Source organism: Mucilaginibacter sp. P1_A3, from assembly GCF_056406855.1.
The window spans coordinates 64,483-77,504 of the sequence record NZ_JBFTZJ010000016.1 but is presented as its reverse complement, the minus strand read 5'-3'; the positions used below and the strand labels follow the sequence as shown (position 1 = coordinate 77,504).

The following is a 13,022-nucleotide window of genomic DNA, read 5'->3' as shown; positions in this document are numbered from 1 at the left end:
CCGTTCTTTTGAACAGGGCGTTGTTGTTTGTGATGGACCGAACTATTTAGTCGCTAATACAACGGTTTGCTTATCCAAATTCCAGCCTTCTACCAATATGGTCGGCGTAACGCTGCCTAATTTAGCTACCGGGGCGCTTACCGATACAATTGTACTTTCGTGCGGAGCAAGGGTAAAGTAGTTGCCTGTCCAGTAGCTTGGCATTACCTCTTCGCCGTTTTTCATCAATTGCGGGCGAACGAAGAATGCTATCTGATTTGAATTATTTGTAAACTGAACCGTCCATTTGCTTTCGCTTACACCTTTTTCAGTTTTTAAAACTTTTGCGCTTACCTGCGCATGTTTCATACCATTCAATGATTTAAAATCATCATTGGCCGATAACCAGTAAACATTGTGCGATACCGCTTTGCCTGTAGCCGTTTTCAGGTTAAGCACTACAAAGCTTACGCCTTGTGTACCTGCCAGTATATCTTTTAGTTGGATAACTTCCTGTACTCCATTTAAAGCCAAACCAACATGCTCTACTTTTGATGATTTGATGAGCTTGCTGTTGATATCGAAAATATCGGCGGTAGCAACAAGGCTGCCTGTTGCGTGGTGGGTACGGTTAATGATAGCCACACTGGAGTTATCATAGTTATATTGAATATGTACAGGCTCACAGGCATTTTGCATGGAGTAGTATCCCGCGTTGGGTTCCAGGTACCAATCGTATATCTGCCAAATTACACTTGGCAGGGCTGCATTCAGTTTCCACAGCATTACACCACCTGTTTCGTTCAGTTTATGTCCGTCGGCTTCAAAAATACCCTGGTAGCCTATATAATTCATGAACTGCATCTTGTCAGAAAAATTGACAATATCACTCGGCGCACCATACCTTTTGGCCATTTCATCATAGTATTTATCATATTGGCCTGCTCCTGTTGCTGCATCATGATACCCCCAGCTGTTATTCAACGGGAATGGCAGTTTTTTATCCCAGGTAAGATTAGGGATAATTTTAGGTAGCGTGGTATAAGGCGGCTGCGATGGCAAACCTGTTTCATCCTTAAATACCCAGTCTTTGCCGGCATCTGCCAGTTTATAATAATCCTTAGGATCTTTCCAGGCATACGGACCACCACTATAAACGCCTGATGGCATATCATCCGGCCATGAGCCTTTCCATCCTTCGGGCAGTTTGGCAAAGCCGGATGAACTTGGGATGAACGGCCTTGTACCATCCAGTTCGATGATATCATTGCGCATTTTATCATATAGTTCTTTACGGGCGTGGCCTTCGTTGCCCCCCGTCCATACCAGTAAACTTGGGTGATTACGGATCCGGTAAATGGTGCTCTCTACATTTTTTACAAATACGCTTCCTTCCAATGGCCAATCGGGCGAGCCTTTAAACTCACCCTGGGTATCGCCGGTGATCCAAAAATCCGACCATACCATCTGTCCGTACCTATCAGCCGCATTCCAGAATGCATCAGGAGGCGTAACACCTCCACCCCAAATGCGCACTAAGTTTACGTTGGCGTTGCGGCACAGGTGCATCTCATAATCATAACGGGCCGAATCACGGTTCACCATCATATCGGGTACCCATGCACCACCTACCAAATGCACCAACTTACCATTTACGTAAAATTGGCGACGCACAAAACCGTTCACCATACTTGCTTTGGATGATACCTCACGCACCCCAAAAACAAAGGTGGTATCATCACTTATTCCCTTTACATCGGCATATTGCAGGCGGATACGATACAGGTTTGCTTTACCATACCCATTTGGCCACCATAATTTTGGCTGACGAATAATGAGCTGGCTTATCTTATCGGCATTTAATTCTACCATTTTGCCTGAGTTGGCAGCAACGGAAACAGCTTGCATAAACTGAACCGGCAGCCCGGTAAAATTTTCGGGCTTTATGCTGATGGTAAGCTTGCCATTGTTAGCCGCGTTGGTATTATTTGATAATGTTAAATTCAAAGATAGCTTAGCTATACTGGTATCAGGCAGGTTTGGCAGGCTGGTTACCAGTTTCGGCCTTCCAATGGTTACCGCCCCGGTTGTGCGCAAAAAAACTGGTTGCCAGATGCCCATATTACGATCGCGCACCGGGGGGATCCAGTCCCAGCCGGCAGAGCAGAGCATGGTTACGTTTTTACCTATATCTCCGGTCGGGCCGCCATTTTCATAAAACGGACCTAAAGCTTTCAACTGTTCTTTTGCGGGATAACCCGGATAATCCAAAGGGTATATTTTTACAGCCAATGCATTATCGCCACCAGCATTAATTGCATTGCTTACATCCAGGTTATGCTCGGCAAACATGCCTGCCATTTGGGTACTATCGGCAATTTGCTTACCGTTAAGCCAAACTGCAGCGCGGTAATTGATGCCTTTAAATATCAACTGAAACTGGCGTCCTTTATCAGCAGCAGCCACTTTAAAAGTTGTACGGTACCAGTAAGGTTTTTTCCAGGGATTAGGATCATTGGGTAAATGGCTATACTGCTCCAGGTTATATTCCTTGTTAAACTGATCAGATGCATCGGGGATCAGCATATTGTTTAATCCCTGGTAAGGATCGGGATAAATTTTATTGGCAACCAGACCAGTTAATACAGTTGAGGGCACTTTAACCGGAAACCAGTACACGGGCGAATGATATTTTATACTTGACAATTCGGTACCGGTAGCACCCACCAGGGCCGAAGACTGCAAATCAAAATTAGATAACTTAACCTGTTTTACAGGAGCAGACTGAGCCAACAAAAAGGAAGGTAAAACGCTCGCGACTAAAACACCTAAGGCAGCATAAATAGTTTTTTTCATCATAATGATTTTTTAACAGGGGCATGTGACGCTCATTTAATAAATGGGCATAAAAACATCTCCCGATAATAAATAACAGAGGTAAAACTACTTAACAAACAGCATGATGCTATGGTACTAATTTATCCTTTTGTTATACAAATGATACCAAATACAATTTTAGGTCTACTTTTTAAGCGTGTTTTGCAACACGATCACAGGCTGGTACATATTCCAGTTGGGTTTGTAATCTTTTTGATTGATTAGCCCTTCGCCTCCAATAGAAAAATTACCTAAAACAATATCCAAATCGCCATCCTGATCGATATCATTTACATCCATTGCCAACCATCGGCCTTCTGTATTTACTGGAATCTCGTGAACCTTGAATTTGCCACTACTGGTTTGTTCATGATAGGTGAACCCTTCGGTTGGGAGGTATTTAAAATTGGGGAAGAATGCGATCACGGCAAGGTCAAGGTCACCGTCTTTATCAAAATCGGCGGCCATCGCTTTTGAACAACCGTTGATATGATAAAAATAGGTTTGCTTAAATTTCCAGTTACCTGTATTGGTGAAAATGTAAACCCCATGATAAGGCTTAAATATGGGCGAGTAGTCGTTGTTATCGCCGCAGGTATATAAAATATCAAGCTTGCCATCGTGATTAAAATCAACCATTTCAAAACTGCTTGAGCCATATACCGGCGGAAAGTGTAAAAGATTCTGACTCGTAAAGCCACCTTTTTTATCATTCAAAAACAGCCAGACACCTTCATCGGCTTGGGCAAACAGGCACACCATATCTGGCCAGCCATCGTTATTATAATCGCTGATATAAACCTGGGATGGGCCGGGCATCGCCCTGATAGGTTTTCTTATAAAAGTATGATTTGCCCGTTGTTGAACCAGGTACAATCCACCCTGGTTATTTCCAAAACCGCAGGAAACATAATCCATCAAGCCATCTTTGTTAAAATCGGCATAGGCGCTTTTTACGGGGCGCGGCAGGCTATCTGTAATTAACAGGGAATCTTTATTTATTGATCTGCTGTTAAGGCCGATGCTAATCATTTTCCCCTTCAACCGATCATTTGGCGGCAAAATACCTACACAGGTTATGATAGCGCCGTTTTGTTCGGCAGCTGTTTTAAAAAAATTGGCATCAACTACTGCCGAATTAAATTTCTTTACAAGGGTTGATTGAAGATCCTTATCCCATTTATAAAAGTTACCACCGGCATCACCGGTATAAAGGTGCTTATCGTTTACATTATAGGTAACCATAGTGGTTTTGGCCGGCCCATTAGCGCTGTCAACTTTTTGCGGACGTTGGAGGCTAAAAACAGCCCAGTCCTTCACGGCTTCGGGCTTAGGAATAATCAACTTATCGGGCGCCGAATATTTATAATAAACCATGATCTTATGCCAGTCGGCAGCAGATATGGTTGATGCCGAAGAAACCAGGTAATCATCCATAAAGGGCCTTAAGCCAAATTTTGGCGCCATGGCCGGCAGGATGCTTTTATCCCATGTGGTTTTATCCAAAAGCGATGGATCTGGTGCCTGGTGGCAGCTTGAGCAACGTATTTGAGCAAGCTTTTTACCTTCGGCAAGATATTTTTCATCGCTTGAGGATAAACCGTCTCCCCCACAGCTATTGAAAGCCACCAGGATAGTAAACACCGAAAGAATAATTAAACAGATCTTATTCGCAGACCACTTTTGTTTTTTAATCATGTACGCACTTATCACCTTTTGCTAAAGCGATCATTTTAAAAAGCCTTAATTTGATGAATTATAAGTTAAAAATAACATTAACCTATTAATCCTATTTTTTCATGTGATTTTCCAGTACAATGAGGGGCAGGTTACGATCCCATTGCGGTTGCAAGCCGTGAATGAACATAAAGCCATTAGCATAATTACCCAATACAATATCAAGCTTGCCATCGTTATTCAAATCGGCTACATCCATACACATCCAGCGGCCATATTTACTTACCGGTACTGCATGGGGTTTAAAATCAAATGATTTTGATTGTTCAAAGTAAATGAATTCCTCGGCAGGCGTATTTTGCATATCTGCAAAAAAAGCAATGGTAGCGATATCCAGGTCGCCATCGCCATCAAAATCGGCAGCTATGGCCTTTGTACAACCATTTATTGGATAAAACCATTTTTGTTTAAAGTTCCAGTTGCCTGTATTGGTAAAAATATACAAACCATGATAAGGTTTTAAAATACGCGAATCATGATAGTTATAACCACAGGTATAAACCAGGTCGGGATTACCGTCATGATCCATATCTGCTAACTGGAAACTGGTTGAACTGTTTGTTGGCGGGAAAGTTAACAGCTTTCTTGTTGTAAAACCACCTTTTTGATCATTGGTTAAAAGCCATAGCCCTTCATCACCAGTACCGGTTAAAACCATTACATCGGGCCAGCCATCTTTATTAAAATCACCTTTTACAGCCTGTACCGCCCCTTCCTTATCCAGAATAGTTTGTTGCGTATAGGTTTTATCCTTGTTTTGTTTTAATAAATAAACACCACCTTTTTTATTACCCTGGCCGCACACCACCACATCATTAAGCCCATCTTTATTAAAATCGCCCGTTAGGGTTTGTACGGGGCGTGGTAAATCGGATGCAATGTAGGTTTGGCCGCCGTTCGCGTCTTTAGCATCGAGGTTAAGCTTTACTACCTTTCCGTTAGGGAAATCAATAGGCGCCATCCTGCCAATGGCCGAGATAAAACCGATATTATTTCCGGTCTCATCTTTATCAAAACTAATATCAACACCTGCAGAAGGTAAAGACGCTATCGTGTCGGCCTTTAAATTGGCATCCCAGGTATATAATTTTTCATTTACCGCATCGGCGCTGTATAACTTTTTGGTTGCACTGTTAAATGCAATGGTAGTAGTAAAGCTGGTAGCTTTTAATGGCGCCGGCTTTTTTAATGTAAAACCAGCCCAATCCTCAGTTAACGGAACAGGCTTTTTGGCAGGTAATAAGGTATCGGGCGCCATTTTCCTATAGTAATCAACTATGGCTAACCATTCCACAATGCTGGCACCCGTTGTATCTTTAGAATTGCTTTTAAAGAAAGAGCTGCCATAAGTAGAGATATTGAGCATGGGCGCCATACCAACCAGTACATGGTTTAACCAAACATTTTTGGGTAGGGCATCTACAGGTGTTAAGGCATGACACCTGGTGCATTTTAACTGCACCAGGTTTTCTCCATCCACCTTAACGTTCCCGGTTAATTTATATGGCTGTGGTTTGGATTTGCAACCATACATTAAAGTAACAAATGATATTAAAACAGTAAACAAAAGCAGGTAAGTAGTAACCAGGTAACTCTTTTTAAAATTCATAAAAACCTATATACAGTTATTTTTTTAGTTTTAGTTTTTGCCAAATGTATTCGCCAACCTGCCTGCCTTGTGCGGCGCCCTGGTTTACACTGTTGAGATAGTGTATACCACCATAAAAACGACTTATAGAGGTCTCGTCAGAAGCTTTTAAAAACGAATCGAAATGGCGCTGCATCCCTATATACTTTAAATCGCTGGTATCCTGGTAGGCAAAATTATCACCAAACAGGTGGGTAAGTATTACCGCCGAAGCCGCGCTGATATCACTATGACCACTTGGATACTCCGGAAACGGAGGGGTTTGTAACATGGGCAACCAATTGTGGTCAATTTTTTCGTTGATAACGGTTACAGGCCTTATATAGTTAGTTTCATATTTAACCTGCCAGCCACAAATAAAGGCATCAAACAAGGCTATTGATGTAAGCGCGTAAACCTGGGCTGTTTTTACTACATCGGCATGTGTTTGCTTACAGGCAATAGCTGCTATACCAATCCAGTGGCCGCCGGGGGTAATTTTTTTGTTGGCAAACATCATATGCCCGTTATGCTGAATTACAAAAGGGTTATCATCCCAAAAGCGGGCTATTGTTTTTTGCTCTTCAGTAATATTTTTACTCAACTGGTAAACCTCCATATTTTGCTTGAAGAAAACGCTGTTTTTATCTTCGCTAAAAGGAGGTGGCGGCGGTAACTTAAACTGTGTTGAGGTATCAACCGCGAACGTATGCATAGTACCCCAGCAAAACTCAACGCCATCAAGATAGTCTGGTGCAGTAGGACGCCATTGACCCGGCTCTTCATTACCTAAAAAACGAGGTTTGCCACGGGTTTGAGGATAATTATCAACCGCACTGCGTTTTAATATGAATTTCCCCATTTGGGTACCAAACGCTATAGAACGCGCGTAGGTAGAATCGTCAAGATTATCTTTGTACATAGCGTACACCTTATCTTCATATTTCTGCAGTGTATCAACAGAAAAGGTGATCTTGTGGGCTACTGTAAAAAAAGCTTTGGTGGCTGCAAGCGTAAAATTGTACTTTACATCTTTTTTTGGCTCGGGTGGTTTGCCAAAGCCCTTTAATTGTGCCGCTATTGAGTTATAATCCGGGTTGGCGTAGCGTGCGGTTTCGTAAGCTGCCAGGGTAGTATAACCATAAATACGACTTGCTACCGGGGGAGAAAATACGTCATATATGATCACCTGGGTTAACTGATCAACATTGTTATGCAGTACATCGGCATCTTTCAGTAAAGCCGTTTTCTTTTTTTGTGTACAGCTATAAACCAGGAATAAACAGGCAACGGCTGCAAATATTTTAAAACATCTCATATACAAGTAATTAATTAAGCTGTACGGTTCGTTGGTGGCCATAGCCATCAGTTATGGTTACTGATGCCATATTGTCTTCAATATTAAAAAATCTGCCGGATTGCGACAAGAAAGAACTACCATTATAAAACTCCTCCCTGGTAATTTTACCGTTTTTGTATTTTATAGTGGCATAAGCATCCAAAGGCTGTAAACTAACCGTTTTAACAGGGCGTTTAAGTTCAAATAGCTTCATCATATCCCGGTTTTGGGTAGCCGCTAACAGATAATTACCTTTAGCACCCCTTAACTTAACCAGGGCCTTACCATCGCCGGGGATATACAGGCCACTTTGTAAAATACTAAGCGGTTTAAAATTGCCTTTCCCATCACCTTTGAGTATTAACCCGTTAAACGCATCATAACGGCCGGTTGCAACTTCGGTACCATAATCATTTCCGCTCAAGGCTACATCAAGGTTACCATCACCATCAAAATCATCAACTGTTATACCGCAAAGAGCCGACATCTGGGCCTCCATTGGTAATGGTAAAACTGTAAACTTACCGCCGCCATCATTGCGCAAATAGCATGATTGCAGATAATTGGCTTTTAACCTGATGGCACCTTCGCGCATTTTTGGGGTAATTACGGTATCCATCGTAGCTACAGCAAACGATCTGTAGTTCTGAAATCTTATACGCATGCTAATCATTTGCTTAACAATATCATCGCGCCCAAAGGCCGGAAACTCCTGCATCTCACCTTGCTGATCTTTCAGAAAAACAGATGGAAAGGCATCGTAACTACCGTTGTTATCAAAATCCTTGGCTGTAATATAAATAGGATGCTGATCTGATGCCTTGTAAAATGTGTTAAGCCCCGTATTACCAACTATATAATCGATATCGCCGTCATGATCAAAATCGCCGGCTGCAATGGTGTTCCACCAGCCTAATTTATCCTGTACTCCTGTACCGGCTGTTATATTTTTAAATACGCCCTTATCGTTTTTAAGGAAGGTTATTGGCATCCATTCCCCGGTAAGTACCAGGTCGGGCCAGCCATCGTTATTAAAATCGGTAAAGGTGGCATCACATACCAGGCCAATATCTTTCAATGCCGGGGCCATGGCAGCAGACACATCAGTAAACCGTACAACGCCATTCTTACTGTCGTTACGCAATATAAAGCTTGATACCGGTTTAGGATAGTTCCATGGATCAACGCGGCCGGATACAAACAAATCGAGTTTGCCATCGTGATTAAAATCAGCCGCCTTTACGCATAGTTTACTGGTAAGGTTTTTAGGCAGGGCATCTGGTTGCAGCGTAAAGTTGCCTTTACCATCGTTGAGGTAAAACCTATCCTGATAATTAACCGAACCATGTTCGCTCTCAAAACCGCCGCTTGCAATGTAAAGATCGGGATGACCGTCTCCGTTGGCATCAAATAATAATAAACCTTCATCCTTTACTCCCGCTTTTGGCACCACATACATACCCATATCCATTGCGTTATTACCCGGGGCAGTATTTTTTGGCTGAGGTAAAAGATCACGCTGAATAAATTTGCCATTGGGCTGCTGCAAAAGTAATTGTGCCGGATAATGTGTTGTGCCCCCAATTACCATATCATCAAATCCGTTACCATCAACGTCGCCAACGGCTACGGCAGGAGTGTATTGCGATAATTTATGAGGGATTAGTTTTTGTACGTTAAAATCAATATAATCTTTTTCCTGGTGTTTGTAGGTTATTCCTGCCGATTTTGTTACCTCGCGGAACAGTGAATTGGTATTTAACGCCGGTTGTTTAAACGTATAGGGCTCTTTGGCATCGGCCATATTTACCTTAATGGTTTGATTGGTTTTTACATTTTTCAAAACCTGTTTTTTGCCGTTATCCCACCGTATCACAACAGAATCAAGCTGGCTTGTTTTACCCAAACCAAAATGCGCTATATTTTGGATGGTTGATAAATAACCGCGGTATGGCGTATTCTCATACACCTGTTGCTTACCATGATCATAATAAATATTGGCAAAGGCGCCAATGCCGCCCAGATTTTGCGGGCTGCCATGAAATTGTATGTGTAAATAGTTGCTTTCAGTTTTATCTTGTTCGCGGGCTGTGTTTTTGTAGATGAAGGCCTCGTCATCAATATTATTGATGATCATATCCATAGCTCCATCATTGTCCAGATCGGCATAGGCCGCTCCGTTTGAGAATGATGGTGCACTAAGCCCCCAGCTTTTGGTTACATCAGTAAACTGTAGCCCGTCGGTATTTTTAAATGCATAATTGGGTATTTTTACAATCGGGATCTGATCCAGTATCTGTTTGCTTGAAGCAATTGCAAAAGCCTGGTTCCTGAAAGTAATAAAGTCATGATCGGTAACATCGCGCGGATAACCATTGGTGATAATTAAATCGCGTAAACCATCATTGTCAAAATCGGTAAGCATTGGTCCCCAGCTCCAGTCTGTTTGGCCAACCCCGCTTAAAAAAGCAGTTTCACTAAAAATGGGCGCGCCAATAGAGTCATTTTGGCCAAGACGCGGGCCTTTATTAATTTGTAAAGTATTACGGGTGTATTGGTATTGGTAACCGTAATAATCAAAGTTTTGAAATATCTGGTAATTATTGGCCGGCATAAACATCTTTTTACGGAAGTTATCCTCGGGGTTCATATCAACTTCAAACGCGTCAACCAGTCCATCGTTATTTACATCTTCAAAATCCTGCCCCATCGCGCTAAAGGCAGTATGTTTAAAATATTCTTTTGATCTTTCGGTAAAAGTACCGTCGCCATTGTTAACGTACAGTAAGTTATCGGGTAAAAAATCATTGGTTACATAAATATCTTTCCAGCCATCTTTGTTAATATCAACAATACTGGATGCGTGGCCATAACCTTCAATAGTTATGCCTGCTTGTTTTGATACATTGGTAAATACAGCATGTTTTAAAGCTGCATTCCAATCATTGCGGTAAAGCCTGCCAGTACTTTTATGACTGCCATCTTTTATTGTTGGCCTAAATGTGCTTTGATTATCACTGGCTATAGCTTCATTAACGGTGAGGTACATATCAAGGTCGCCGTCGTTATCATAATCAAAAAACGAGGCCATGGTTGAGTGTACATTGATATTTAAACCATACTCCTTAGCCATTTCTTTAAATACAGGTATCCCATCCTTCCCTACTCCCTGGTTCACATATAACAGGTTGGTTCTTTTAACAGAATCATCCAATAATGTATAGCAAACATAAATATCGGCCAGGCCATCATTGTTAATATCAACTACAGCTACTCCTCTGCCCCAGCCGCCTTTGCCACCTACGCCTGCTTTTGCCGTTATATCCTCAAACTTCATATCGCCTTTATTCAGGTATAATTTGTTTGATACGGTGTTACCCACAAAATAAATATCCTGCAAGCCATCATTGTTAAAATCGCCAATGCCTACGCCACCGCCGTTATACAAGTTAAGTTTGGTAAGCGGGTTTATTTTATCATCCTCAACTATCGTATTGCTAAAAGTAATGCCCGATTGTGATGACGGAATGAGTTTGAACAAAGTGGGCTTTTTGCAGGCCGTTAACAAGCAAATAAACAGGCAGCTTAACAGGGGTATATTCTTCATGAATTTTAAACGTAGGCTATAAAAAAAGGTGGAGATAATTATCTCCACCTAAATTAGAATAATCAAACCAGTTATCAAAAATTAATAACCAGGATTTTGTTTTAAAACAATTGGTCCTTTTGAGTTTGAAATGTCAATTTGCGCTTGAGGAATAGGGCGGTATTCGCTCTTATTCTGAGTAAAGTGAGCATCTTTCAAAGTAATATCTATGCTCTTATCGCTTGCAAAGAATGCGTTGATCTCAGCAGCCTGGTAAGCACTACCCCATCTTTGTAAGTCAAAGAAACGGTGGCCTTCCATTGCCAATTCAATTTTACGTTCAAAACGTACAGCTTTACGTGCATAAGTCTGATCAGGGAATGAGGTATAAAGACCTATTTTGTAATTAGCTGCCGGTGTAGTTTGAACAGTATAAATTGATTTAGAAGCATCGTAAGGTGAATTTAAATAAACCCAACCGCTGGTTTTTTGTGCACGTTCACGAACCATGTTCACATCTGCCATAGCAGCGGTAAGGCTACCAATTTCAACTTCACATTCTGCAGCCCATAAAATGATATCCGAGTAACGGATCAGGTTAACGTTGTTTGAAGTACTTAAAGCAGAAGTCCAGGTATTTTCTGTACTTGTGTTAGTACCAACTTCGCTTTTTGAGTATACGTTCTTTTTAGGGCTGAAGTGACCGTCAGATCCAGGGTTACGAATCCAAGCATCACCAGGGTGTGGACCCCAGTCAAGATAAGGGATACCTTTACGACCCATAGTGATATCGATACGTGGATCTAATGTACCTGTATAAGTAACATCTGTTACCACTGGTGCAGCGTTAAAATTATCAAGTAACGGTAAACCAGTTGTAGGATCGGTTTTGTAAGAGTTTGCTAACCATTGTGATGGGTTAAAGAAACCGCAGCAACCACCAGGACCACCATTGTAAGGGAAGTTAAGGTTATCGCCCTGGTTACTGTTATTACCCAATGAACCATCATTTACAGATGCCTGAACAGCAAATACTGATTCTGCACTGTTTTTCTGACCAGCCTCTGGGCTAAAGTTCTGCTGAAAATGATCATTTAAAGCATAATGTTGTCCACCTGCTGTTACAGCAGATGCACCCATCAATGTAGCTAACAATGGTTTTGCATCTGGGTATTTTGCCTCAGCCATGTAAACTTTGGCAAGATATGCCATTGCAGCATATTTGTTGGCACGACCTCTTTGAGGTTGAGTTTCAGGAAGGTTTTCAGCTGCGAATTTAAAATCAGCTTCGATTAAAGGATAAATATCTTTATCATTTTTGATATCACCAACGTTCTTAAGTTCAATTGTTTCATCGGCATATGGAACCATAAAAAAGTTACGGCGCAGCTCAAAGTAGAAATATCCTCTTAAAAACCTTGCTTCAGCAGTGATCCTTTTTACATCATCAGCCGAAAGATCCTTCGCGTTTGGAATGCCACGTAAAACGTCATTTGCACGCTGAACACCATCATACTGAGCCGCATATTTACCAACTATAAACGCATTTGTGGCCGGTAAATTAAAAGTTGCTACCGGGGTCTGGTCATTTGCACCATCTGATGGATCTGAACCTTTATAGGCATCTCCACCGGTGATACTACCAAACATCCAGTTTGATGGGGCTGCAGACTGTCCTGCACCAGCACCACCGTAACCATCCAGCTCCGAGTAAGCACCTATTAATAAACTCTCAACACCCGCTTTGTTTGACAATAGAGCCGGGTCAATCTGACCCAGGGCCGGCTTATCTAAAAAGCTTTTTTTACACGCGTATACTGTACATATTAACAGCAAGCACAGCGGGATAATTAATTTTAATTGAAATTTTTTCATGA

The 13,022-nt window shown here is 41.8% G+C and carries 6 protein-coding genes; all 6 read right to left on the bottom strand.

The features are described from left to right. Window positions 1-42: 42 nt before the first annotated feature. The 6 genes from AC1D0K_RS27945 to AC1D0K_RS27920 all read right to left on the bottom strand — a co-directional run bounded on the left by AC1D0K_RS27945 (window position 43) and on the right by AC1D0K_RS27920 (window position 13,020). Complete coding sequence (locus AC1D0K_RS27945; protein ID WP_477463129.1) at window positions 43-2,838, bottom strand: glycoside hydrolase family 2 protein; 2,796 nt, start codon at window positions 2,836-2,838, stop codon at window positions 43-45. A gap of 162 nt (window positions 2,839-3,000) precedes the next feature. Next, complete coding sequence (locus AC1D0K_RS27940) at window positions 3,001-4,554, bottom strand: FG-GAP repeat domain-containing protein (RefSeq protein WP_477396720.1); 1,554 nt, start codon at window positions 4,552-4,554, stop codon at window positions 3,001-3,003. 91 nt (window positions 4,555-4,645) lie between these two features. Beyond that, on the bottom strand, window positions 4,646-6,202 hold the full coding sequence (locus AC1D0K_RS27935; protein WP_477441637.1) for an FG-GAP repeat domain-containing protein: 1,557 nt from the start codon (window positions 6,200-6,202) through the stop codon (window positions 4,646-4,648). Window positions 6,203-6,218: 16 nt separating this feature from the next. Continuing rightward, on the bottom strand, window positions 6,219-7,538 hold the full coding sequence (locus tag AC1D0K_RS27930; protein WP_477396724.1) for a vanadium-dependent haloperoxidase: 1,320 nt from the start codon (window positions 7,536-7,538) through the stop codon (window positions 6,219-6,221). Window positions 7,539-7,548: 10 nt separating this feature from the next. Next, window positions 7,549-11,166 (bottom strand): VCBS repeat-containing protein, encoded by a 3,618-nt coding sequence (locus tag AC1D0K_RS27925; RefSeq protein WP_477396726.1) that lies wholly within the window; start codon window positions 11,164-11,166, stop codon window positions 7,549-7,551. An 81-nt stretch (window positions 11,167-11,247) separates the two neighbouring features. Then, complete coding sequence (locus tag AC1D0K_RS27920; protein WP_477396728.1) at window positions 11,248-13,020, bottom strand: RagB/SusD family nutrient uptake outer membrane protein; 1,773 nt, start codon at window positions 13,018-13,020, stop codon at window positions 11,248-11,250. Window positions 13,021-13,022: the final 2 nt, after the last annotated feature.